This window comes from Mycobacterium sp. (assembly GCF_049802695.1).
Classification (GTDB): Bacteria; Actinomycetota; Actinomycetes; order Mycobacteriales; family Mycobacteriaceae; genus Mycobacterium.
Genome location: NZ_JBARMY010000330.1, coordinates 1 through 22943 on the forward strand (window position 1 = coordinate 1; position 22943 = coordinate 22943).

Genomic DNA, 22943 nt, shown 5'->3' on the forward strand with positions numbered 1-22943 from the left:
AAGGGCGTCGACGAGGGCGCCACGCTGCTCGTCGGCAGTACCGAGCCGCCGAAGCAGTTCGACAAGGGATTCTGGGTCAGCCCCACCCTTTTCACCAATGTCGACAACAAGATGACTATTGCGCAGGAAGAAATTTTCGGTCCGGTGCTGGTCGTCATTCCCTACGACGACGTGGACGACGCGGTCCGGATCGCAAACGACAGCGCCTACGGGCTGGCCGGCAACGTGATGTCGAGCTCGCGAGACCGCTCGCTTGCCGTTGCTCGCCGGCTGCGCGCGGGATTCATCGGGCTCAACGGCACCGCCGGTTACGGCGCCGATACGCCGTTCGGTGGTTACAAGGACTCTGGGGTCGGGCGCCAAAACGGCATTCTGGGCTTCAGCCAGTACACGGAAGTGAAGTCGGTCGCCTACCCGGCCGATTGAAGAGGAGCAGGAATGGAACAGCTTTTCGACGACCTTGACGACTTCGGCGCCTTCGACGACGCGGTTTCGGGTGACGTGCGCGATCCCTACACCGAATTGGCTCGACTGCGCCGGGAGGAGCCCGTTCAGCGCCTGGACACGTCCGGGATGCCGCACGAAGAATCCAAGCCGGTGTTCATCGTGTACCGCCACGAGGAAGCACAGCAACTGTTACGCGACAACGAGACATTCTCGTCGTCGGGCGTCATCGCGGCCTTCGGGCCGGTGCTGGGTGAAGGTGTCATGCTGGGCATGGATGAGCCGGTGCACGGTCGGTTGCGTTCATTGGTCTCAAAAGCCTTCTCCCAAAAAGCATTGGCGCGTTGGGAAGACGGACTCGTCGCGCGGGTCGGAAACGGCCTGATCGACAAATTCGCAGCCAATGGCAAAGCAGATCTCGTCAAGGGATTCACCTTCGACTACCCCAGCCAGATCATCGCCGGTCTGCTTGGCTTGCCAGAGGAGGACTATCCGCAATTTCAGCGTTGGTCCATCTCATTGCTGAGCTGGATCATGAACCCGGAACGGGGCCTTGCCGCGTCAGCCGCGCTCTGCGACTACTTCGCCCCGATCCTGCAGGCGCGACGCGCCGAACCGAAAGACGATTTGATCAGCCGGCTCGCTGAGGCGGAAATCGACGGGCAGAAGCTTGACGACGAGGAGATTTTCTCCTTCCTTCGTCTGCTGCTGCCTGCCGGCGTCGAAACGACCTACCGGGCGCTGGGCAATTTGTTGCTGGCTCTGCTGTCGGACCCACAGCAACTGGACGCCATTCGTACCGACCGGTCGCTGCTGCCGCAGGCCATCGAAGAAGGCGTGCGATGGGAACCGCCACTGCTGACCATCACCCGGACCGCCACGCGCGACACCGAACTCGGCGGGGTGCCCATCCCGGCCGGATCCGCGGTCATGCCGATGCTGGGAGCTGCCAACCGGCAGGAAGATCGCTATCCCGAGCCCGATCATTTCGACATCCATCGGCAGGCGAGAGGTCACCTGGGCTGGGGGCACGGCGTTCACGTCTGCCTCGGAATGCATTTGGCCCGTCTGGAAATGCGCACTGCCATCAATCTCTTGCTGGACCGCCTGCCCAACCTGCGGCTTGATCCCGAGGGCGACGATCCGCACATCCGCGGTCAGGTCTTTCGCTCGCCGACTTCGTTGCCCGTGCTCTTCGACGTTACCTAGCGGCTGACCCTCGGCGCATCTGTTGTTTCAGCACTGTTGCGCAGATCCGGCACTGGTTGAGGAGGCACCATGAGCGATTTCGAGTCGGTAGATTACTTCACCGACCAGTCGTTGGTTCCTGACCCCTATCCCTACTTCGACTACCTGCGTTCCCAGTGCCCGGTGCGCCCGGCCACGCCGCATGGCATCGTTGCCGTGACAGGGCATTCCGAGGCGCTGGCCGCCTATAAAGACCCGGCTTTCTCTTCCTGTGTTGCCGTCGCCGGGCCCTTCCCTTCGCTACCGTTCACTCCGGAGGGAGACGACATCAGCGCGCAAATCGCCGAACACCGCGCGATGATTCCGATGGCCGAACACGTCGTCACCATGGACGCCGACGACCACGCCAAAACCCGTGGTTTGCTGAACAAGCTGATCACGCCCAAGCGATTGAGCGAAAACGAGGATTTCATGTGGCGCTTGGTCGATCAGCAAATTGACAATTTCCTCGATAACGGGTCGTGCGAATTCCTGGAGGACTACGCGAAACCGCTGTCGATGCTGGTGATTGCCGACCTGCTCGGTGTCCCCGTCGAGGACCAGCGCGAGTTCCGGGCGGTATTGGCCAATGAACTCGTCGGCGACCTCGGGGAAGCCGACACCGTCGCGCACAACCCGCTGGTCTGGCTGGACGAGAAATTCAACTCATATGTCACCGACCGCCGACGTGATCCACGTGGTGACGTGCTGACCGAACTGGCCGCGGCGACGTATCCGGACGGGTCTACGCCGTCGGTCGACGAAGTGGTGAAATTAGCGACGTTTCTGTTCGCGGCCGGGATGGAAACCACTACCAAGCTGCTCAGCAGCGGAACGCGGGTAATCGGCGAACGTCCGGACATACAACAACAACTCCGCGCCAACCGCACGTTGATCCCGGCGTTCCTGGAAGAGGCGCTGCGCATGGAAAGCCCGGTGAAAAGCCATTTCCGTCTGGCGCGAACCAACACCCGTGTCGGCGACATCGACGTACCGGCCGGCACAATCATCATGTTGCTTCCCGGCGCCAGCAACCGCGACCCGCGAAAGTTCGATGAACCGCATGAGTTTCAGCACGATCGGCGCAATGTGCGCGAGCATGTGGCGTTCGGTCGCGGAGCTCACTCGTGCCCGGGCGCGCCGCTGGCGCGCGCTGAAGCGCGTATCTCGGTCAATCGCCTGCTGGATCGGATGGCCGACATTTCGATCTCCGCGGCACATCATGGGCCGCCTGAAAATCGGATTTACGAGTACGACCCGACCTTCATCATGCGCGGACTCAGTGCTTTGCACATCGAGTTCGTGCCGGTGCACGGAGCCTGAACATGCGGCGAAGGAACTCCTTAGCTTCCTTGCCGAGGCACATCGTTGCTGGACGGCTCAAGTCACTGTAATGCGCTGACACCCAATCGTTCACAGATCGCGAAGACCTCTTCGAATATCGAGCCGGGAACCGTGAAGGGTTCGGTCGCCGTCACTTCAGACAAGTGTGCAGCCACGTCATCGGCGGTGGGTTCACTCTCCGCGCCGGCAAGCCAGCCCTCGCCTAAGCCGATGAACACCCGCGCGAACCTGCCGCCGCAGGCTGAGAAGTTCTGATGGGTGAGATCGCAGTCGCGACTGGCCAGGAAGCTGACCATCGGGACCACCAGTTCCGGCTTGATGACCTTCGCGAAACCGATATCTTCCAAGGCTTTCGGATCGCCCACCGTTTCGGTCACCATCCGCGAGAAACCGAATGGCAGCACGGTGTTGGACTTGATCCCGTGTTCGGCCCCTTCGATGGAGATGACATTGGACAGCCCAACCAGGCCCGCCTTCGCCGCCGCGTAGTGAGACTCCATTGGTTGCCCGAACATGCCACCAGAAGAAGAGATGAAGACGAATCGTCCGTATGCCTGCTCTTTCATCACTCGGTAGGCGGCGTGACTTAGGTAGAAGCCGCCGTTGAGATGAACGTCAAGCATGCGGTGCCACTCGGCCGGCGTCATGTCTTCAAACGGGATGCTGTTGAAGATGCCCGCATTGCTCACCACCGCGTCGAGACGACCGAATGCCTGCAACGCTGCACCGACGATGGCTTTGCCGCCCTCGGCCGTGTCGACGGAATCGTATGAGGCGACGGCCTCGCCGCCGGATTGTCGGATCTCATCGACGACTGCGTCGGCGACGGTGCCGTCCGATCCCTCACCTCGCATGCTTCCGCCGAGATCGTTCACCACCACCGAGGCGCCGCGCCGAGCCAACTCCAGGGCGTAGAGCCGGCCGAGCCCGCGACCCGCTCCGGTGACGACGGCAACTTGGCCGGTGAAATCGATCATCCCGTCCGACCCCCAACTCGACGGCTGCTGCACGCAACCATGGGCAGAATATGTCGGAACATATATTTGGTCAACCGCGAAACCGTGCTCAGCCCACTACGGGTAGGTGACGTCGGCGGCCGAGATCACAAAGTGCGGATTGCATCACCGACCGGACGTGTTTGTCGACTGCGGCGATGTCAGGCTTCGCGCCGAACTCCGCCACGACATCGATGGGTGGCAGCACCTGCGTGACGATCTTCGTCGGAAGCGGAATGTTGATCGGCAAAATGACACTCAACCCGAACGGGAAGCCGATCGTCAGCGGCAGAATATCCGAACGAAAACGTTGCAGCCCCAGCCTTGTGGCCAGCCACGTCCCGCGGGTGAGGAACAGTTGGCTTTGCTGACCGCCGGTCGACACCACCGGAACAATCGGTGCGTTGGCTTCCAGCGCTGTCTTCACATAACCGGTGCGGCCGTTGAAGTCGATCCGGTTCTCTCGCAAAGTTGGTCGATAGGCGTCATAGACCCCGCCCGGGAAGACCAGAACGACGGCGCCGGATCGCAAGGCATCCGCGGCGACCTTGTGGTGGGCACGGATGAGGCCGATGCGGGTCATGAAATCAGCCAATGGTCCGGCGAACAACGCGTCGTGACCAAGTGTCAGCACCGGCCGCCGGTAACCGAACCGGTCGTAGAACCCGGTCGAGAAGATCAGGCCGTCAGCAGTGAGCATGCCACCAGAATGATTGGACACCACCAATACTCCGCCCTCGGGCGGGAACGGCTCGAGACCGTTTACCTGCCAACGAAACCAGCGCTTGCCGACCGGCTTGGCCGCGTCGATCAGCCGGCGGGTGAATTCGGCGTCCCACCCGACCGCCTCACGCTGACCGGACGAACTGGAGTCGCTCATGGGCAACGTGTCACCTCCGACATCTGGGCTGCTGCCATCACCTTACAGACCAACTACTTGGTCCATAGTATGGTCCGCAGCGGGGCACACTCTGCAGAGACGGTATTCGCGCGGGGCGCCCTTGCGACTGGTGGTCAGCGGCTCACGGACGGCGAGGTGCAGCATGAAACGGCTCAACGGTACCGACGCGATGCTGTTGTACAGCGAAACCCCGAATTTGCATAATCACACGTTGAAGATCGCCGTAATCGACGGAACCAATGGTGAGGCTGACTTCGATGTCGAACTGATCCGGCGCACGTTGCGGCGCCGGGTGCATCTGCTCGACCCGCTGCGTTATCGGCTCATCGATGTACCGTGGCGACTGCATCATCCGATGTGGCTGCAGAAGTGCGAGGTCGATTTTGACTTCCATGTGCGGCCGGTTCAGATACCGACCCCGGGCGGCCGGCGAGAACTCGACGGGATCATCGGCCAGATCGCCAGCGTCCCCCTGGACCGGCGACGCCCGCTGTGGGAGTTCTATCTCGCTGAGGGCTTGGCCGGGCAACGTTACGCCCTCGTCGGCAAGATTCATCACGCGCTGGCCGACGGGGTGGCGTCGGCCAATTTGCTCGCCCGGGTAATGGACTCCGTCGAGATGGCTTCACTCGAACGCGACAACGCGACGGATTGTGTTGCGCCGTCGACCGCGCAGCTACTGAAGGCAGCCGCCCGTGACCACGTCCGGCAATTCCTCGAACTGCCCGCACTGCTCAAGGACGCGATCGTGGCCGCCCAGCGGCTCTACTGCCGCTCACGCGAGCGCGGTCCACGGTCGGAAAACTTCGCCAAACCCTTACACACCCCGCCGACGTTCCTCAACCACAGCGTCTCAGCACAGCGCACCTTTGCCACGGCGACCCTGTCGCTGGCCGAAGTAAAGCAAACCGGCAAACATCTCGACGCCACCGTCAATGACCTTGTTCTGGCGATGGCCAGCGGGGCGCTGCGGGAACTGTTGTTGCGCTACGACGGTCGCGCCGATCAAGCCATCGTCGCTTCGGTACCGGCGAGCACCGACAAATCGGCGGACCGGATCAGCGGAAACGAACTGAGCGGCATGGCCGTGTCGCTGCCTGTACATATCGACGATCCACTGCAGCGGCTCGAGTTGATCTCGCAAAGCACGACGATCGCCAAGGAGAACTATGAGCTCGTTGGTCCCGAGCTGTTCGGCCGGCTGATGAGATACCTACCCGCGGCGGCGGCCCCTGCAGCGTTCCGCTGGCTGGCCGCCCGCAACGCTCACAACAAGCTTTACAACATCCCGATCTCGAACGTGGCCGGACCCCGCCAGTGCGGCCACTTCGCCGGCGCGCCCGTCAGTGAGATTTACTCAGCCGGGCCGCTTACCCCGGGCTGCGCTATCAACATCACGGTGTGGAGTTACGTCGACCAACTCAACATCTCGGTCATCGCCGACGATCAAACGCTCACCGACACTCACCAGGCAACCGACGCGATGGTGCAGGCCTTCCGCGAATTACGAAGAGCTTCGGGGCTCCGAGGTGACTTGGCAGAGGTAGCCACCGCGATGCCGCCGGTCCCGGCTGTCTGAGGCATGCCCGAGTGGCCCGGCAGCCTGCGCAGCAGTGGTTCGACCCACCGCCTGAGTGCGGTTTCCTGACCTGCGCGGCTTCAACCACAGCAAGGTGGGTATTGATCAGTGGTGAGCACACTGTCCAATGCCCAGATCGAAGCGATGTCTCCCACCGAGCGACGCGAATTGATCCAGCGACTCGAACGACCGCTCAACGAGCTGTTGCCCATCACTCAGGCTTACCGAATCCACCGGGCGTGGCTGGCGTTGATGATCGGTGGAACCTTCGTGTTGATTCCCTGGATCATCTACCTTGCTTTCGCTCTGCCGCAGGACTACGTGGTGCACGACTGGTGGGCGACCTGGGCGGGATTCGACTTGCTGTTGCTCATCTTCATGTCGGCGACGGTGCTGCTCGGCATGCTTCGCCGGCAGTTGCTGCTGCTCGCGGCTTTTGCCACCGGCGTATTGCTGATCTGCGATGCTTGGTTCGACATTATGACCGCCGGCCCCAACGACGTTTGGCTGTCGGTGTTGACCGCGGTCCTCGGAGAGCTGCCGCTGGCCGTTCTGCTGATCGTGGTCAGTTTGCGGCTGGTGCGACTCACCGCGACCCGGTTATGGGCGCTCAAACCCAGCGCGCCGTTGTGGCGGCTACCGCTGTTGCCCTGAACTCACCGCAGAACGCCCGGCAAGCTTGTCAGTGTTCGCGTAACCAGTCGCGCAGCGCGGCAAAGGCATCCGGTACACCGCCGTCGGCGGCCTCTAACACCGTTGTCGCGGAACCACTTTCGACGGTAATCTGGTAAGTCTGCGCATCTCGCAGGAGGTCGTCGCCGGTCTGGGGTGGAGCGGCTGAAGCCATCGCCGCGGATACCAGCCGGTGCAACTCTTGGTTGTCGTCCTCTGCAAGCTCATTAGAGTCGACGACGTGGTCCGGCGCTCGGAAGCGGGGAAGCAAGCCGCCGTAGATGTTCAGCGAAACCTTCATCGACCGATCCGTACCCAAGCCGGGAACCGCTACGTGCCCTTGGCTTGTTTGCTGTCGCCTGTGCGACCCGTCGGGGGCTCGGCCGTCGGCGCGTTTCCGCCGTGCACTTCCTCGGCGAGCGCCTTGACACCTGCAGACAGCTCCACGAGCTGGTTTTGCAGCGCTTCGAGCGATCCCTCGCCGGTGGGAGCCGTCGGGCGTGGAAGAAGACCCTTGACTCGAATACCGACCTGCTCCCAGGCGTCTTGGACAGCGCCCTGTGCGTCGACGCCGTAGAGCTGAGCGGCCTTGGTCACCGTCGTCTGAGCGAACTCCGAGAAGTCGGTGGTGGGATTGGATGCCTTCAGCGATTCGTACCAGATGTGGCCTGGAGCGTGCCACGCGTTCCCGCCGATGTTGGTTGCGACGAGGTAGAACGCCTTGTTCGGAATACCCGAGTTGATGTGCACCCCGCCGTTGTCACCACGCGCGGTGTCAGGCAACTCGACGTAGCCGCGCATGTGCGCCGGTTGCGGATCCCTGCCCATGGTCGGGTTGTCGTAGGCGTGACCCGGGTCCTTCATCGACCTCAGCGCGTCGCCGGTGAACCCGGGGGTGAAGATCTCCACCCCGATCAGCCAGTCGGCGTCCTCTGCGGTCTGGTCTTTCGACCACTGCTTGATCAGCGACCCGAACACATCGGATATCGACTCGTTCAGCGCCCCGGACTGGTTGTGATACAGCAGCGCCGCGGTCGTCTGGGTCACGCCGTGTGTCAATTCATGGCCGATCACGTCGAGCGCCAGGGTGAAGTCGGCGAACAGCCGGCCGTCACCGTCTCCGAACACCATTTCCTGGCCGTCCCAGAAGGCGTTGTCAAAGCGTCTGCCGTAGTGCACATAACCGTTGAGGCGCGTGCCAAACCCGTCGGTGGAGTTGCGCGCGAACACGTTTGAGTAGAACTTCCGTGTCGTCCCCAGATGGTCGAAGGCCCGATTGACCGACCCGTCCGTCGTCTGCCCAGAAGTCTCGGACCGGACGAGTTCTGCGGTTTCGAGCCTTTCCCGGTGCTGTGCATCCCAGATGGTCCGCTCGCCGTGTCCGGGGTTGACGATCGCGGCGAAGGTGGGGCGGACCCTGCGTTCGCCACGCAGCGCCGCGCTGGCGATCAGCGTCTGCTGCGCCGCCTCCCGAATGGCGGCGTCGTCACTTTCGAGCAGCTTGTCCAACAGATGTGGCGGTGTGATGCAGTTGAAGGAGTGGCTCCTACCCATGTGAAGCAGCATGGCATCAGTGTCGTCCGCTCGCTGCCCGGTGCTGGTTACGAGATGACCCCGCCGGTGACCTACAGCCGGCGCTGACCGACAATCGTGGCAGGACTCTCGTCGAAGGACCTTCACCGAAGGAGATGTGTGATGGCTGAAGCGGTCATTGTGGAGGCGGTGCGGTCACCGATCGGCAAGCGCAATGGCGGCCTGTCCGGCGTGCACCCGGCCGATCTGTCCGCGCAGGTCCTCAACGGACTGGTCGAGCGCGCCGGTGTCGACCCCGGAGTCGTCGACGACGTCATCTGGGGCTGCGTCATGCAGGCCGGTGAGCAGGCTCTCGACATCGCCCGTACCGCGTTGCTGACGGCCGGCTGGCCCGAGACGGTGCCGGGTGTCACCGTCGACCGCCAGTGCGGGTCGAGCCAGCAGTCGGTGCACTTTGCCGCCGCCGGCGTGGTCGCCGGTCACTACGACGTCGTGGTAGCCGGTGGTGTGGAATCGATGTCGCGGGTGCCGATGGGGGCCTCGTTGGCCAGCGGCGGCCGGCCCTATCCGGACAATTTCTCGAGTCGGTATGACGGCGTGCTTCCCAACCAGGGCATCGGTGCGGAGATGATCGCCGAGCAGTGGGGATTCGACCGCACCACACTCGACGAGTTCTCTCTCGGCTCACACCAAAAGGCTGCGGCTGCACAGGATTCCGGTGCTTTCGATGACCAGATTGTCGCTATTGAGGACCAGGACGGCAACGCGGTGCTCAAGGACGAGGGCATCCGCCGGGGCACACCGATCGAGAAGATGGCACAGCTGAAGCCGGCGTTCAAGGAAGACGGCGTGATCCATGCCGGCAACTCCAGCCAGATCTCCGACGGTTCGGCGGCGCTGCTGTTCATGTCGGCCGAGAAGGCCAAGTCGCTGGGGGTCAAGCCGATCGCGAAGGTCCACACCGTGGCGCTGGCCGGGGCGAACCCGGTGATCATGTTGACCGCCCCGATCCCGGCGACCCAGAAGGCTCTGAAGCGGTCCGGTCTGAGTCTCGACGACATCGGCGCGTATGAGGTCAACGAGGCGTTTGCACCGGTACCGCTGGCCTGGTTGCACGACATCGGCGCCGACGAGAAGAAACTGAATCCCAACGGCGGCGCGATCGCCCTCGGACACCCGCTCGGCGGATCCGGGGCGCGGATCATGACGACGCTGCTTTATCACATGCGCGACAAGGGCATTCGTTACGGCTTGCAGACGATGTGTGAGGGTGGCGGCCAGGCCAACGCGACCATTCTCGAACTGCTGTGACGGAGAGCGCCGCCGCCGGGGAAACAAAGCCCGGCGCGCTCACCGAGCGGAGCGGCAACGTCCTGGTCATCACCATCAACCGCCCGGAGGCCCGCAACGCGGTTAACGGCGCGGTCAGCAGCGCCGTCGGCGACGCGCTCGAGGAAGCACAGCACGACCCCGAGATCCGCGCGGTGGTCATCACCGGCGCCGGCGACAAATCCTTTTGCGCCGGGGCCGATCTCAAGGCGATCGCGCGTCGCGAGAACTTGTACCACCCCGAGCACGGTGAGTGGGGCTTCGCCGGCTACGTGCACCACTTCATCGACAAGCCCACCATCGCGGCGGTCAACGGCACCGCACTGGGCGGCGGCACCGAATTGGCGCTGGCCAGCGATTTGGTGGTGGCCGGGGAGGGCGCGAAATTCGGTCTGCCCGAGGTGAAAGTCGGGTTGATCGCCGGCGCCGGCGGCGTGTTCCGGATCGTCGATCAGCTCCCGCGCAAGGTGGGTCTGCAGATGCTGCTTACCGGTGAGCCGATCAGTGCCGCAGAGGCCGCCAGGTGGGGTCTGGTCAACCAGGTCGTCCCGAACGGCACCGTGCTGGACGCTGCGCTGGCGCTGGCCGAGCGGGTGACGGTGAACGCGCCGTTGTCGGTGCAGGCCAGTAAACGGATCGCCTACGGCGCCGACGACAGCGTCATCCCAGACGAGGAAACGAGCTGGGGCCGCACCGAGCGGGAGTTTCGCGTGCTGCTCAAAACCGAGGACGCCAAAGAAGGTCCGTTGGCGTTCGCCGAGAAACGCCGGCCGATGTGGAAGGCACGCTGAGGCTCACCCTCCCGGCTCAGAAGCAGAGCAGCACCAGCTCTGAGCAGAAACCCGGTCCCATCGCGATCATCAGCCCGATCGATCCCGGCGGTGGCGGGTCGGCCAGCGTGGCGCGCAACACATCCAATACCGACACCGAGGACAGATTGCCGTTTTCCTGCAACGATTTTCGGGTGCGATCAAGCGCGTCGGCGGGTAATTCCAGTACGTTCTCCACTGCTTCGATCACCTTGGGGCCGCCGGGATGGCAGACCCAGGTCGAGACGTCCGCGGTCGTGAGCCCGTAGTCGGCGAGGAAGTTGCGAACGTCTTCGCCCAGGTACTTCTCGGCAACCGTTGCCACCTCCACGGACAACTTGATCTGAAACCCGTCGCTGCCGATGTGCCAGCCCATCACCTCTTCGGTGTCCGGATAAAGCCGGCTGCGGCTGGCCAGAACCTCGGGCCCGGCCGCCGTCCGCTGCGCACCCGTCGTGATGACGGCGGACGCTCCGTCGCCGAAGAGGGCGGTGGCGATCAGGTTGGCCACCGAACGGTCGTTGCGTTGAACGGTCAGCGTGCACAGTTCCACCGCGAGCAGCGCAGCCACCTGGCCGGGGAAGGCTCTCAGATAGTCCGTCATTCGCGCCACTCCGGCTGCGCCTGCGACGCAGCCCAGCCCGAACAGCGGGACTCGTTTGACGTCCGGACGCAAGCCCACGCGTGTCGCCAGTCGCGCATCCAGGGTGGGAACCGCCAGCCCGGTGACGGTGGTGGAGAAGACGATGTCCACCTCGGAAGGCGCCAACCCGGCTTTGTCGAGCGCTGACCGCAGCGCCCGCTCACCGAGTTCGACAGCGATGTCGATGAAGGCGTCGTTCGCCTCGGTGAAGCTGCTCAATTCGGCGTACCGGTGCAACGGCAGGGCATGGTGACGGGCCCGGACACCGCTGCTCTCGGCGAACCGCCAGAAGTCCTGTCCGGCGAAACCGGCCAGCGCCGTGATGGTCTCTTGCTGGCCGTGGTGGTGCGGCGGAAACTCAACCGCCACTGAGGCAACACGCGGCGTGACGGAATCGGCGGTCTCGCCCAACTCAGATGTCTGCGAGCCGGACATCAGCGGACGCATACTTTCATCGTAATCAGGTAAGGGGTTACGTTTCCCATCAATGAGTCCAAGCTGCAGGCGCCGCTCACGAGTAACCCAGCGCCGAATTCTCCACCGTGATCCGCACCCGCAGCAGCGCAGCGTTGGTCAGCGTGAACACGACTGCAGTGAGCCATGCCCCGTGGATCTGCGGCAGTGCGAGTCCCTCGGCGGCAACAGCGACGTAGTTCGGGTGGTGCAGCCATCGGCAAGGCCCTTGCCGCACTAGAGGTGCTTCGGGCAGCACGATCACCCGGGTGTTCCAACGGCGGCCCAGCGTGGTGATGCACCACCAGCGCAGGGCCTGGCTGAGCGCTGCGACGGCCAGCATCGGCCAGCCCAGCCAGGCGATGAACGGTCGGTGCAGTGCCCATACCTCGGCGGCGCAACCGATCAGCAGCGCGGTATGCAACGCGACCATCACTGGGTAGTGGTTGCGGCCGAACTCTGTGCCGCCACGGGCAAAGGCCCAGCGGGCGTTGCGGTTGGCTACCAGCACTTCGGCGAGGCGTTCAAGAGCGACAGTCGCGATGAGCAGGTAGTACACGGCGCTTCCTTCCCGGCTCCTCCTCATCGCGCTGTGCGCTCTGCATCGTCGCCCGGCTAGGTTGGAGATCGTGCGGATTTTAGTGACCGGCGCGACCGGCTACATCGGATCACGGCTGGTAACGACACTGCTGGCGAACGGCCACGACGTGGTGGCCGCCACCCGGAACCCCGAGCGCCTCGGGCGTTTCGGCTGGGTCGACGAAGTCAGCGGGGTGGTGCTGGACGCCAACGACCGTGAGTCGGCTCACACGGCGTTCGCCGTCGCCGGCCCGATCGACGTCGTGTATTACCTGGTGCACGCCATCGGTCAGCCCGGTTTCCGCGACGTCGACAAAGCAGCCGCGGCGAACGTGGCGATCGCAGCCAAAGACGCCGGTGTGCAACGCATCGTCTACCTCGGCGGCTTCGTTCCGCACGACGACACATTGTCTGAACACCTGGCCAGCCGGGCGGAGGTCGGCGACGCACTCAAAATCGACGGCGGGCCAGAACTGGTGTGGCTGGGCGCGGCAATCATCCTGGGCGCAGGTTCGACGTCGTTCGAGATGCTGCGCTACGTCGGAGACCGGTTCCCGCTCATCCCAGTACCGCCGTGGATGGAAAACCCCCTCGACCCGATCTCCATCCGTGACGTGCTGCACTACCTGATCGCCGCAGCCGATTCGAAGCTGGTGCCCGCCGGTAACTACGACATCGCCGGTCCCCAAACCACGTCGTACCGCGAGCTGCTCAAGACTTACGCGCGTGTCTCCGGTAAATGGCAGACCGGTGTGCCGGTGCGCGGAATAGGCACCGCGGCCGCTTCGCTGGTCACCGCACTCGCCCTGCCGGTGCCTGACGGGCTGGCCGCCGATCTGGTGCGGTCGCTCGACCACCCGATGCAGGCGTCCGCCAAACCGTTGCGCGATGTCGTCCCCGATCCGCCCGCCGGGCTGGTCTCCACTGAAGATGCGATCGCGCTGGCACTCTCGAGCTCCCGGCCCAGACGGGTCAACGCGCTGGTCGATCCGCACCACCTGGCTGACAGCGACCCTGCCTGGGCCGGCGGCGACGCTCTGCGGATCAAACAGCTCTTCGGGCTCGTGACACCCCCCATCGCGCGGCCCACCCTGGGGCTGGTCAACATGGTCCCGGGTCCACTCGCCGGCGCACTGCGAACCGGCTTGGACGTACTGCTCAACTTGACCCCGAAAGTGCATGCATGAGCGATTTCGTCACCGTCCCTCGCACTACCGCGGTGGAGGATATCCGCCGCGCTATCACCAATGTCGCTGCTCCACACAACGAACCGCCCTCGGTGGTGATGCGGCGGCGCATCGTTGTCGGCATCGTGCTGGTGATCGGCGCGGCGGCTATGGGCTATACGATGTCGCGTCGACCGGGCGCGTCGGGTTTTTTCTGGCTGACCTTGGCGCTCGCGGCGGTGTGGATAGCCGGGGCACTCATTTCCGGGCCGCTGCATCTGGGCGGTATCTGCTGGCGCGGCCGCAACCAGCGCCCGGTCATCACCGGCACCACCATCGGCCTGGTGCTCGGTCTCATCTTCGTAATAGGTGGGCTGGTGGTCCGGGAGATTCCGGCCGTCGCGGAATTCATCGCCCAGGTGCTGCGATACGCCGACCAGGGCTCGTTGCTCTTGGTCGTGGCAGTCACCTTGCTCAACGGCCTCGCCGAGGAGATGTTCTTCCGCGGCGCGCTCTATACGGCGCTGGGTCGCCACCGCCCCGTCGTGATCTCGACCCTTCTGTACATCGCAGCCGCTATGGCAAGTGGTAACCCGATGCTCGGATTCGCCGCGCTCTTTCTCGGAACGGTCGGTGCTTGGGAGCGCCGATCGACAGGCGGGGTGCTGGCACCGATTCTGACCCACCTGGTGTGGGGCCTGTTCATGGTGCTCGCGTTACCGCCGTTGTTCGGGGTCAGGTAGACCAGTCGGAGAAATTGGGTATGCGCCGCTGCTGAAAAGCCGTCGCGCCCTCGCGGAAGTCGTGTGAGCGCAGCAGTTGCGTTTGACCCCGTAGCTCGCGCTCCAGGGCGGCATCGAGCTCGGTGAGCGTGGCGGCGTTGATGGCGTCCTTGGTTTTGGCGAATGCCGCCGCCGGGCCGGACAGCAGCGCTGCCACCACCTTGTCCACTTCGGCCGTGAACTCGTCGGCCGGGTACACCGCGCTGACCAAACCGTGCGTCAGTGCTTCGGCGGCCGGCAACCGCTCCGCGAGCAGCGCCATCCGCATCGCCTTGATCCGGCCGACTGCCGCGGCCACCAATGCGGATGCGCCGCCGTCGGGCATCAACCCGATCTTCGTGAAGGCGAGCATGAAGAACGCAGCGTCAGAAGCCAGCACGAGATCGCATGCCAAAGCGAGGGATACCCCGACGCCGGCCGCCGGCCCGTGCACGACGGCGACCACCGGGCGTGGCAGCGCCACGATGGCCCGGACCGCACGGTTGGCCTCGTCGATGACGTCGGTTCCCACACCAGCCGAGATGTCGTCGGCGCTCATGCCGGCGCCGGAGCTGAACCCTCGGCCGGCACCACCGAGGCGCACCACCTTCACCAGCGGGTCGGTGGCCGCATGCTCCATAGCGTCGGCGATGCCGGCCAGCACCGGCGTCGTCAGCGAGTTGAGGGTGTCCGGTCGATCGATGGTCACCGACAGCACACCGTCGGCCAACGTGACAGAGAGGCCCGTAATGGGCGCCAATGTGTTGATCCCGGAATCCGGCATGGGGCCCACCTTAAGTGACCGGGTGCAGCGCCGGCCGCGGCGGCTGCGAAGATGCCAACGGGTTGGTTTGGTGGCGACCCGCTGCGCCCGGCTCCGCCGCGCTGGCGATCGCCACGTTGGTTTGGTGGCGACCCGCTGCGCCCGGCTCCGCCGCGCTGGCGATCGCCACGGGAATGTCGACAGAGAGGTCGGGAGCATGGCGGGACCGTTGAACGGCCTGCGGGTCGTCGAATTAGCCGGGATCGGGCCGGGTCCGCACGCGGCGATGATTCTCGGTGACCTGGGCGCAGAGGTGGTCCGCATTGAACGGCCCGGCACCACCAGCGGAGCGGCCAGGGACGCGATGCTGCGCAACCGGCGGCTGGTCACCGCCGACCTGAAATCCGAGCAGGGACGTGACCTCGTGCTGCAGTTGATCGCGAAGGCCGATGTGCTGATCGAGGGATACCGGCCCGGAGTCACCGAGCGGCTCGGCCTGGGTCCCGACGACTGTGCGGCAGTCAACGACCGGCTCGTCTACGCCCGGATGACGGGCTGGGGCCAGACCGGTCCCCGCAGCCGGCAGGCCGGACACGACATCAACTACATCTCGCTGAACGGCATCCTGCACGCCATCGGCCGGGTCAACGAACGGCCGGTGCCGCCGCTGAACCTCGTCGGTGACTTCGGCGGCGGCTCGATGTTCCTGCTGGTCGGCATTCTGGCCGCGCTCTGGGAGCGGCAGACCTCCGGGAAAGGTCAGGTCGTCGACGCGGCGATGGTCGACGGCTCCAGCGTGCTGGTGCAGATGATGTGGGCGATGCGCGGGCTGGGGAGTTGGACCGACGACCGCGGCACCAACCTGCTGGACGGCGGCGCGCCCTACTACGACACCTACGAATGCGCCGACGGTCGTTATGTCGCCGTCGGCGCCATCGAGCCGCAGTTCTACGCGGCGATGCTGGCCGGCCTAGGGCTTGATGCCGCTCAGCTGCCGGACCAGAACGACGTAGCTCGTTGGCCCGAACTGCGAGCCCGGCTCACCGAGGTGTTCGCCGGCCACGATCGCGACCACTGGGCCAAAGTCTTCGCCGAATCCGACGCGTGCGTGACGCCGGTTCTGACGTTTCACGAAGCCGAGACCGAGCCGCACCTGGCTGCCCGGCAGAGCCTTTATCAGACCGACAACGGCGTGCAGGCATTTCCGGCGCCCAAATTCTCCCGCACCGCGCCCGACGAACCCCGTCCGCCGGGCCCGCCGGGAGCCGACACCGAAGCCGTGCTCACCGACTGGCTATAGCCCAGCGACCGCAGAGCCGACTTCGCACAGGGGCCGGTCGGATCGAGAGGAAAGAGTTCGAGTGGAGATCAAAGACGCCACTGCACTCGTCACCGGTGGCGCGTCCGGCCTGGGCTTGGCGACCACCTGTCGGCTGCTCGACGCCGGGGCTCAGGTGGTCGTGCTCGACCTCAGAGGCGAGGATGTGGTCCGCGAGCTTGGTGAGCGGGCGCGGTTCGCGCCGGCCGACGTCAGCGACGAAGACGGCGTCACCGCCGCTCTCGACCTCGCCGACTCGCTGGGTCCACTGCGCATCGTCGTCAACTGCGCCGGCACCGGTAACGCGATCCGGGTGCTGGGCAAAGACGGTGTCTTTCCACTGAACGCGTTCCGCAAGGTCGTCGAAGTCAACCTGATCGGCACGTTCAACGTCCTGCGGCTGGGCGCTGAGCGGATCGCCGAGACCGAACTCATCGGCGAAGAGCGCGGGGTCATCATCAACACCGCCTCGGTGGCGGCGTTCGACGGGCAGATCGGTCAGGCGGCTTACTCGGCGTCTAAGGGTGGGGTGGTCGGCATGACCCTGCCCATCGCCCGGGATCTGGCCGGCAAAGCCATCCGCGTGGTGACCATTGCCCCGGGCCTGTTCGACACCCCGCTGCTGGCCGGCCTGCCGGAAGCTGCGCGGGATTCACTGGGCAAACAGGTGCCGCATCCGTCGCGGCTGGGCAACCCGGATGAGTACGGAGCACTGGCTGTGCACATCATCGAAAACCCGATGCTCAACGGCGAAGTGATCCGCTTGGACGGCGCCATTCGGATGGCGCCGCGTTGAGCCCGTCACGCTGAAGGCGCGCCGAAGCTGGCGGGATTTTTCGGAAATCGCGCAACGACGGAGCGCGATCGAGGCAAAGCGTCTCCGCTTACCCGGCCGCCCCACTAAGGGCCGGCGCGGTGGTTCAGCTTGCGGTGGGTAGCGGGTGCCAGTCCTCAAGCTGCTCGGAAGTCTCGCCCTCCACCAGCATGTCGCCGTGGTAGAGCGCTTCGAAATCAGCTTTGATGACGTCCACGCCCGAGTCGTCGATCCACATACATCTGACCGTATGGGCAACACTTAAGGAATCTTTGAGCCACCGTTCAAAATTTGGTGGCAATATTACCGCTGGGTAGGGTTCGGCTCGCCGGTGCGCGTACGCGCCGGTAGGTTCCGGGACGACAAGCCGACGAACGATTCTTCGCGATTCCAGTGAACCGGACGTTCCCTCTCCATCGTCTTGACCAGTAGTGGCGGTCACTGTCAGGCTGAGCGCGACTAACTTACCGTTGGTAAGTTAAACCAACTACGTCGCCGCGGACCGCTGCCGGCGACGAAAGGACGCGCCGTGCTGCAGGGAATCGCTCGACTGGCCCTCGCTGCGCCGCGTCGCATCATCGGGATAGCCGCGCTGGTCTTGGTGGCAGCCGCGGTCTTCGGTATCCCGGTCGCCAAAAGCCTGTCCGCCGGCGGCTTCCAAGACCCGACGTCGCAATCTGCCCGTGCCCTCAAGTTGCTGAACGACAAGTTCGGGCAAAGCGATCAGCAGATGTTGATTGTGGTGACCGCACCCGCCGGTGCCCGCAGCGCCCAGGCCCGCCAGGCTGCCACCGACATCGTCGAGCAGCTGGAAGGGTCACCCATGGTCTTCAACGTGTCCTCGGCGTGGACCGGGCCCTCCTCTGAGCCGTCAACCGCCGCCGCGGGCCTGATCAGTAAAGACGGCAAGTCGGGACTGATCGTTGCGAACCTCAAGGGTGGCGAAAACAACGCGCAAAAATACGCCAAGACGCTGGCTGCCCAAGTTGTGCACGACCGGGATGGCGTGACCGTGCGCGCCGGCGGCGTCGCGATGGCATACGACCAGATCAACCAGCAGAACGAACGAGACCTGCTGCTGATGGAATCCCTCACGATTCCGCTGAGCTTTCTGGTGCTGGTTTGGGTCTTCGGCGGGTTGCTGGCAGCGGCACTGCCGCTGCTGCTCGGCGGGTTGGCCATCGTCGGCTCGATGTCGGTGCTGCGGCTGATTGCGTTCACGACCGACGTGTCGACCTACTCGCTGAATCTGAGCACCGCATTGGGATTGGCGCTGGCAATCGATTACACGCTGCTGATCATCAGCCGCTACCGCGACGAGCTGGCCGACGGTGCCGACCCCGACCAGGCGCTCGTCCGCACCATGGCCACCGCCGGTCGCACGGTGTTGTTTTCGGCGACGACGGTGGCCTTGTCGATGGCGGTGATGATGCTGTTCCCGATGTACTTCTTGAAGTCGTTCGCCTACGCCGGCATCGCCACCGTGGGATTCGTCGCCGTCGCTGCGATCCTGGTGACTCCGGCCGCGATCGCGCTGCTGGGGCCACGACTGGACTCGCTGGACGTGCGACGGCTGGCGCGCCGCGTGCTGCGCCGCCCCGATCCGGTGCGAAAACCGGTCGAGCAGTTGTTCTGGTACCGCTCGACCAAGTTCGTGATACGCCGCGCCATGCCCATCGGTTTGGCTGTGGTCGCGCTGCTGCTGCTACTCGGAGTTCCCTTCCTCGGGGTGAAGTGGGGCATGCCGGACGATCGCGTGCTGCCGCGTTCGGCGTCGTCGCATCAGATCGGTGATGAGCTGCGCAACAATTTCGCCGACGACTCCGCGACGGCGGTGCCGGTCGTCATCCCGGACGCCGGCGGCCTGGACCCGGCCGATTTGGGGCGCTACGCCGCCGACCTGTCGCGGGTGTCCGACGTATCCACGGTGACCGCCCCGACCGGAACGTACAAGGCCGGAAGCCGGATCGGACCACCCGCCGCCGCCACCGGACTGGCCGACGGCAGCGCCTTTCTGACCGTGTCCACCACTGCGCCGCTGTTCTCCCAAGCCTCTAACACCCAACTCGACCGATTGCACGACGTGCCGGGGCCGGCCGGGCGATCCGTTCAGATGGCTGGATCAGCACAGATCAACCAAGACAGCGTCGAGGGCATCACCAAGCAATTGCCGCTGGTGCTGGGGCTGATCGCGGCCATCGCATTCGCCTTGCTGTTCCTGCTCACCGGTAGCATCGTGCTGCCGCTCAAGGCGCTGGTGCTCAACGTGCTGTCGCTGACGGCGGCGTTCGGTGCGTTGGTGTGGATATTCCAGGACGGCCACCTCAGCGCGCTGGGGACAACGCCCAGCGGGACCTTGGTGGCGAACATCCCCGTGCTGTTGTTCTGCATCGCATTCGGGTTGTCGATGGACTACGAGGTTTTCCTGGTCTCCAGAATCCGCGAGTACTGGCTTCAATCTCAGACCGCCGAGCGCACCAGCGACGGTGCCGCGGCGCGCGCCGCCAACGACCAATCGGTGGCACTCGGACTCGCCCGCACCGGCCGGGTCATCACCGCCGCCGCGCTGGTGATGTCGATATCGTTCGCCGCTCTGACCGCAGCGCAGGTGTCGTTCATGCGGATGTTCGGCCTCGGTTTGACACTTGCCGTGCTGGCGGACGCCACCTTGGTGCGGATGGTCCTGGTTCCCGCTTTCATGCATGTGTTAGGCCGCTGGAATTGGTGGGCCCCCAGATCCCTGACGTGGCTGCATGACCGGATCGGCATCAGCGAGTCCGGTGACGAGGAGGGGCCCGCGCCCGTCGAATTGGGGCGCGCCCCAGAGGGTCAGCGAACTGCGGCAGTCATGACGGACGGTTGAGGTGCCGGCAGAAAAGATTCGACGCCAGCGCGCGCGCCGCGGATCCGGTGATCGGCTCCGCGAAGAGATACTCGACGCCGCGACCGAGCTGCTGCTCAAAACCGGCCACGCCAAGGCGGTGTCCATCCGCTCGGTCGCCCAGCACGTCGGTGTCACACCGCCGTCGATCTATTTACACTTCGAGGACAAAGACGCACTGCTGGATGCGGTGTGCGCGCGGTATCTCGCCAAACTCGATGCTGAGATGCAACAGGCCGCCGCCGGGCAGTCGTCGACGGTCGACGTGCTGCGGGCCCAGGCGCTGGCCTATGTCCGGTTCGCCGCCGAAACGCCTGAGCTGTATCGGATCGCCACCATGGGCGAGTGGCGGTCGGGAAGCGACGTCGACGCCAGCCTGGACAGTTCGGCGTTCAAGCACATGCGCGCCACCGTGCAGGCCCTGATCGACGAGGGCGTCTTCGCGCCGGGCGATCCGACCACGATTGCGCTGCAACTGTGGAGCGCCGCGCACGGGGTGGCGGCGCTGTTGATCGCCAAGCCGCATCTACCGTTCGGTGATGCCGAGGCGTTCGCCGATCAGGTGCTGTACGCGGTTTTCTGCGGACACGTGGTGCTTGGGATGGCCGGCGCGGACGCCACGCCGCAGCAGTTGGTGGACTGGCTGACGTCGTATCAGCCGCTGCAGGGCTCGCGCCGATGAGTGCAGCGCCGGCGACGGTGAACCATCCGCTTTTCGCGCGACTGTGGCCTGTCATCGCCGCACGCGAAACCGCCGCGGTACGGCAGCTGCGTCGGGAAAATCTGGCCGGCCTGTCGGGCCGCGTTTTTGAAGTCGGGGCCGGCGTCGGCACTAACTTCGACTGCTATCCGGCCTCGGTCGAGCAGGTCATCGCCGTCGAGCCCGAGACGCGACTGGCTGCGCGGGCGAAGGCCGCGGCCGAAGGCGCGAGCGTTCCGGTTCTAGTCACCGAAGAGACGGTGGAAGGCTTCATCGTGGCCGAGCCCTTCGACGCCGTGGTGTGCTCGTTGGTGCTCTGCTCGGTAAATGACCCGAACGCTGTTCTGCGCCAATTGTTTTCAGTGCTCCGCCCGGGCGGACAGCTGCGTTACCTCGAGCATGTGGCGAGTCCCGGGTGGCGAGGGCGGTTGCAGCGACTGGCCGACGCGACGTTGTGGCCGCGTCTGTTCGGTAACTGCCATACCCACCGCGATACCGAACGCGCCGTCATTGCTGCCGGGTTCGACGTGGACACCGCTCGGCGGGAGTCGACGCTGCCGTCCTGGGTGCCTCTGCCGGCCACCGACTTTGCGCTGGGACGGGCGCTCCGCCCGGGCTAGTTACGCCATCGGGCTCGCCGAGACTGCGCTCACAGCCTGCGACCGGCTCTACCCGCGATCTGTGCGCAATCTCGGCGCGCTCAGCGCAGGCTCGCGCGTCGAGCGTCCACGGCATCGCGCACCCGGCGCACGATATCGGCGGGGCGATCACCGGCGATCACCCGGATGACGATCCAACCGAGTCGTTCCAATGCCTCCGAGCGTCGAATGTCCTTCGTGTATTGCCAGCGGTCCATACGGTGTTGCTCGCCGTCATACTCGACCGCGACCATCAGATCCTCAAACCCCATATCGAGGTAGTACATGCGAGCGCCGTCCACACTCATTACTGGGATCTGGGTGCTCGGCCGCGGCAAGCCCGCGCGAATCAACAACAACCGCAGCCACGTCTCTTTGGGCGACTGCGCACCGGGATCCACGAGCTCGAGTACCGTTTCCAGTTGCCGGAGGCCCCGTGCTCCGCGATGCCGGTCAGCCACTTCGGCGATCTGGGTGAGCTTGAGACCGGTAGCGCTCGTAAGGGCGTCGAGATATGCGATCGCCGCGCCAACCGATCCGCGGTGACCTATGTCAAACGCCGCACGCTCCGGCGTTGTCACCGGCAGACCCGCGACCACGGTGAATTCCTCAGAATCAAGGGTGATGTCGTATGTGCGCACTCCGCCTGGTGGTCGGGCGTTAGACCAGACCAACTCAATCGGTACGCGCTCGTTTACCCATTTCGAGCCATGCAACGCAGCTGCGGTCAAGCCGGCGATAATCCCTTGCCGGTGTGACCACAACCAAGCTGCGGCCGCGCGTTGCCGCGTCGTCAAATCCTGATCGCGCGGAAAATAGACGTTGGGAAGCACGGCCCGGAATCGCGACCGCAGATGATGCGGCCGCAAGACTCCGCTGGCCAGTGCCTCGCTACCAATAAACGGCTCTTCGCTTGTCGTCACGGGATCACTTTCGGTTGCCGGCCCAACGCCGGCGCCAACGATTCCGCGGTCAGGGCGCGATCGTTGTGGACAGACTGCGATCTGTGCGCAGGCTCGCCGCGTTCAGCGCAGGCTCGAAATGAATGCCTAACCGAGCAGGGCGGGCAGCCGTTGCAACAGCTTCGGCAACGCCTGGCTCGCCGTCTCGCGCACGGTCAGGGTGGCGGACGCCGATAACGGAGTCGGCTCGGGATTGACTTCGATGACCACTGCGCCTCGCGCCAGCACCAGATCAGGCAGGCCCGCCGCGGGATAGACGATTCCCGACGTCCCGACCACGACGAGCACATCGGCCGTCGCTGTGGCCTCGACTGCGCGTTGCCACGGTCCTCCGGGCAGCTGCTCGCCGAACCAGACGATGTCGGGCCGGATCAGCCCGCCGCAGCCGCACGTGGGCGGCTCCAACTCGATCGCCGGCTCAGCCATGTCGGG

General features: G+C 64.8%; 24 protein-coding genes. 14 read left to right on the plus strand and 10 right to left on the minus strand.

Going from position 1 to position 22943, the window contains the following annotated elements; genetic code table 11:
- The 3 genes from WA317_RS13610 to WA317_RS13620 all read left to right on the plus strand — a co-directional run.
- On the plus strand, positions 1-426 hold a 426-nt coding region (locus WA317_RS13610), incomplete at its 5' end, for an aldehyde dehydrogenase family protein (protein ID WP_425173534.1).
- Positions 427-438: 12 nt separating this feature from the next.
- Entirely contained in the window at positions 439-1653 is a 1215-nt protein-coding gene (locus WA317_RS13615; protein WP_425173535.1) for a cytochrome P450, read from the plus strand.
- 69 nt (positions 1654-1722) lie between these two features.
- On the plus strand, positions 1723-2994 hold the full coding sequence (locus WA317_RS13620; protein WP_425173536.1) for a cytochrome P450: 1272 nt from the start codon (positions 1723-1725) through the stop codon (positions 2992-2994).
- 62 nt (positions 2995-3056) lie between these two features.
- On the opposite strand, the gene WA317_RS13625 is transcribed toward WA317_RS13620, so the two are convergent.
- On the minus strand, positions 3057-3992 hold the full coding sequence (locus tag WA317_RS13625; RefSeq protein WP_425173537.1) for an SDR family NAD(P)-dependent oxidoreductase: 936 nt from the start codon (positions 3990-3992) through the stop codon (positions 3057-3059).
- Positions 3993-4080: 88 nt separating this feature from the next.
- Entirely contained in the window at positions 4081-4890 is an 810-nt protein-coding gene (locus WA317_RS13630; RefSeq protein WP_425173538.1) for a lysophospholipid acyltransferase family protein, read from the minus strand.
- Positions 4891-5053: 163 nt separating this feature from the next.
- Between WA317_RS13630 and WA317_RS13635 the strand changes: the two genes are divergently transcribed.
- Both WA317_RS13635 and WA317_RS13640 read left to right on the plus strand, forming a co-directional pair.
- Positions 5054-6490 (plus strand): WS/DGAT/MGAT family O-acyltransferase, encoded by a 1437-nt coding sequence (locus WA317_RS13635; protein ID WP_425173539.1) that lies wholly within the window; start codon positions 5054-5056, stop codon positions 6488-6490.
- A gap of 144 nt (positions 6491-6634) precedes the next feature.
- Positions 6635-7144: a hypothetical protein gene (locus WA317_RS13640; protein WP_425173556.1), complete on the plus strand. Its 510-nt coding sequence runs from the start codon at positions 6635-6637 to the stop codon at positions 7142-7144.
- A gap of 28 nt (positions 7145-7172) precedes the next feature.
- On the opposite strand, the gene WA317_RS13645 is transcribed toward WA317_RS13640, so the two are convergent.
- Positions 7173-7463: a protealysin inhibitor emfourin gene (locus WA317_RS13645; RefSeq protein ID WP_425173540.1), complete on the minus strand. Its 291-nt coding sequence runs from the start codon at positions 7461-7463 to the stop codon at positions 7173-7175.
- Positions 7464-7492: 29 nt separating this feature from the next.
- Positions 7493-8716 (minus strand): M4 family metallopeptidase, encoded by a 1224-nt coding sequence (locus WA317_RS13650; protein ID WP_425173541.1) that lies wholly within the window; start codon positions 8714-8716, stop codon positions 7493-7495.
- Between the two features lie 141 nt (positions 8717-8857).
- Here WA317_RS13650 and WA317_RS13655 point away from each other — a divergent pair, with 141 nt between their 5' ends.
- Together WA317_RS13655 and WA317_RS13660 are read left to right on the plus strand one after the other, a co-directional pair.
- Positions 8858-10006, plus strand: coding sequence for a thiolase family protein (locus WA317_RS13655; RefSeq protein ID WP_425173542.1), 1149 nt, complete (start codon positions 8858-8860; stop codon positions 10004-10006).
- On the plus strand, positions 10003-10815 hold the full coding sequence (locus WA317_RS13660) for a crotonase/enoyl-CoA hydratase family protein (RefSeq protein ID WP_425173543.1): 813 nt from the start codon (positions 10003-10005) through the stop codon (positions 10813-10815). The genes WA317_RS13655 and WA317_RS13660 overlap by 4 nt, the downstream gene beginning before the upstream one ends.
- 16 nt (positions 10816-10831) lie before the next feature.
- On the opposite strand, the gene WA317_RS13665 is transcribed toward WA317_RS13660, so the two are convergent.
- The gene (locus tag WA317_RS13665) at positions 10832-11911 is read right to left on the minus strand and encodes a type III polyketide synthase (RefSeq protein ID WP_425173557.1); all 1080 of its coding nucleotides are present in this window, start codon (positions 11909-11911) and stop codon (positions 10832-10834) included.
- Positions 11912-11987: 76 nt separating this feature from the next.
- Positions 11988-12488: an isoprenylcysteine carboxyl methyltransferase family protein gene (locus tag WA317_RS13670; protein WP_425173544.1), complete on the minus strand. Its 501-nt coding sequence runs from the start codon at positions 12486-12488 to the stop codon at positions 11988-11990.
- Between the two features lie 70 nt (positions 12489-12558).
- On the opposite strand from WA317_RS13670, the gene WA317_RS13675 reads away from it, so the two are divergent.
- Both WA317_RS13675 and WA317_RS13680 read left to right on the plus strand, forming a co-directional pair.
- The gene (locus WA317_RS13675) at positions 12559-13695 is read left to right on the plus strand and encodes an NAD(P)H-binding protein (RefSeq protein WP_425173545.1); all 1137 of its coding nucleotides are present in this window, start codon (positions 12559-12561) and stop codon (positions 13693-13695) included.
- Complete coding sequence (locus WA317_RS13680; protein WP_425173546.1) at positions 13692-14417, plus strand: lysostaphin resistance A-like protein; 726 nt, start codon at positions 13692-13694, stop codon at positions 14415-14417. The genes WA317_RS13675 and WA317_RS13680 overlap by 4 nt, the downstream gene beginning before the upstream one ends.
- On the opposite strand, the gene WA317_RS13685 is transcribed toward WA317_RS13680, so the two are convergent.
- Positions 14410-15219 (minus strand): enoyl-CoA hydratase, encoded by an 810-nt coding sequence (locus tag WA317_RS13685; RefSeq protein WP_425173547.1) that lies wholly within the window; start codon positions 15217-15219, stop codon positions 14410-14412. The two genes, WA317_RS13680 and WA317_RS13685, sit on opposite strands and share 8 nt — an antisense overlap.
- Before the next feature lie 196 nt (positions 15220-15415).
- On the opposite strand from WA317_RS13685, the gene WA317_RS13690 reads away from it, so the two are divergent.
- Both WA317_RS13690 and WA317_RS13695 read left to right on the plus strand, forming a co-directional pair.
- On the plus strand, positions 15416-16498 hold the full coding sequence (locus tag WA317_RS13690) for a CaiB/BaiF CoA transferase family protein (protein ID WP_425173548.1): 1083 nt from the start codon (positions 15416-15418) through the stop codon (positions 16496-16498).
- Positions 16499-16559: 61 nt separating this feature from the next.
- Positions 16560-17312: a 3-hydroxyacyl-CoA dehydrogenase gene (locus WA317_RS13695; RefSeq protein WP_425173549.1), complete on the plus strand. Its 753-nt coding sequence runs from the start codon at positions 16560-16562 to the stop codon at positions 17310-17312.
- Between the two features lie 124 nt (positions 17313-17436).
- Here WA317_RS13695 and WA317_RS13700 read toward each other — a convergent pair whose 3' ends face one another.
- Positions 17437-17568, minus strand: a complete 132-nt coding sequence (locus WA317_RS13700; RefSeq protein ID WP_425173550.1) for a hypothetical protein — start codon at positions 17566-17568, stop codon at positions 17437-17439.
- Between the two features lie 291 nt (positions 17569-17859).
- Here WA317_RS13700 and WA317_RS13705 point away from each other — a divergent pair, with 291 nt between their 5' ends.
- From WA317_RS13705 to WA317_RS13715, 3 genes are read left to right on the plus strand one after another with little or no spacing between them, the layout of a single operon-like run.
- Positions 17860-20193 carry an MMPL family transporter gene (locus tag WA317_RS13705; RefSeq protein WP_425173551.1) on the plus strand — a complete coding sequence of 778 codons (2334 nt, stop codon included), beginning with the start codon at positions 17860-17862 and terminating at the stop codon, positions 20191-20193.
- A 1-nt stretch (position 20194) separates the two neighbouring features.
- Positions 20195-20893: a TetR/AcrR family transcriptional regulator gene (locus tag WA317_RS13710; protein WP_425173552.1), complete on the plus strand. Its 699-nt coding sequence runs from the start codon at positions 20195-20197 to the stop codon at positions 20891-20893.
- Positions 20890-21531 carry a class I SAM-dependent methyltransferase gene (locus WA317_RS13715; protein WP_425173553.1) on the plus strand — a complete coding sequence of 214 codons (642 nt, stop codon included), beginning with the start codon at positions 20890-20892 and terminating at the stop codon, positions 21529-21531. The genes WA317_RS13710 and WA317_RS13715 overlap by 4 nt, the downstream gene beginning before the upstream one ends.
- Before the next feature lie 80 nt (positions 21532-21611).
- Here WA317_RS13715 and WA317_RS13720 read toward each other — a convergent pair whose 3' ends face one another.
- Both WA317_RS13720 and WA317_RS13725 read right to left on the minus strand, forming a co-directional pair.
- Complete coding sequence (locus WA317_RS13720; protein ID WP_425173554.1) at positions 21612-22472, minus strand: DUF559 domain-containing protein; 861 nt, start codon at positions 22470-22472, stop codon at positions 21612-21614.
- A 126-nt stretch (positions 22473-22598) separates the two neighbouring features.
- Positions 22599-22943, minus strand: a 345-nt coding sequence (locus WA317_RS13725) for a Sir2 family NAD-dependent protein deacetylase (protein WP_425173555.1), incomplete at its 5' end; no start/stop codon positions are given.

What these genes read in the sequence shown, in the direction of transcription:
- WA317_RS13615 (WP_425173535.1), top strand. Translation starts at nt 439, where the DNA reads ATGGAACAGCTTTTCGACGACCTTGACGACTTCGGCGCCTTCGACGAC.
- WA317_RS13620 (WP_425173536.1), top strand. Translation starts at nt 1,723, where the DNA reads ATGAGCGATTTCGAGTCGGTAGATTACTTCACCGACCAGTCGTTGGTT.
- WA317_RS13625 (WP_425173537.1), bottom strand. Translation starts at nt 3,992, where the DNA reads ATGATCGATTTCACCGGCCAAGTTGCCGTCGTCACCGGAGCGGGTCGC.
- WA317_RS13630 (WP_425173538.1), bottom strand. Translation starts at nt 4,890, where the DNA reads ATGAGCGACTCCAGTTCGTCCGGTCAGCGTGAGGCGGTCGGGTGGGAC.
- WA317_RS13635 (WP_425173539.1), top strand. Translation starts at nt 5,054, where the DNA reads ATGAAACGGCTCAACGGTACCGACGCGATGCTGTTGTACAGCGAAACC.
- WA317_RS13640 (WP_425173556.1), top strand. Translation starts at nt 6,635, where the DNA reads ATGTCTCCCACCGAGCGACGCGAATTGATCCAGCGACTCGAACGACCG.
- WA317_RS13645 (WP_425173540.1), bottom strand. Translation starts at nt 7,463, where the DNA reads ATGAAGGTTTCGCTGAACATCTACGGCGGCTTGCTTCCCCGCTTCCGA.
- WA317_RS13650 (WP_425173541.1), bottom strand. Translation starts at nt 8,716, where the DNA reads ATGGGTAGGAGCCACTCCTTCAACTGCATCACACCGCCACATCTGTTG.
- WA317_RS13655 (WP_425173542.1), top strand. Translation starts at nt 8,858, where the DNA reads ATGGCTGAAGCGGTCATTGTGGAGGCGGTGCGGTCACCGATCGGCAAG.
- WA317_RS13665 (WP_425173557.1), bottom strand. Translation starts at nt 11,911, where the DNA reads ATGTCCGGCTCGCAGACATCTGAGTTGGGCGAGACCGCCGATTCCGTC.
- WA317_RS13680 (WP_425173546.1), top strand. Translation starts at nt 13,692, where the DNA reads ATGAGCGATTTCGTCACCGTCCCTCGCACTACCGCGGTGGAGGATATC.
- WA317_RS13685 (WP_425173547.1), bottom strand. Translation starts at nt 15,219, where the DNA reads ATGCCGGATTCCGGGATCAACACATTGGCGCCCATTACGGGCCTCTCT.
- WA317_RS13690 (WP_425173548.1), top strand. Translation starts at nt 15,416, where the DNA reads ATGGCGGGACCGTTGAACGGCCTGCGGGTCGTCGAATTAGCCGGGATC.
- WA317_RS13700 (WP_425173550.1), bottom strand. Translation starts at nt 17,568, where the DNA reads ATGTGGATCGACGACTCGGGCGTGGACGTCATCAAAGCTGATTTCGAA.
- WA317_RS13715 (WP_425173553.1), top strand. Translation starts at nt 20,890, where the DNA reads ATGAGTGCAGCGCCGGCGACGGTGAACCATCCGCTTTTCGCGCGACTG.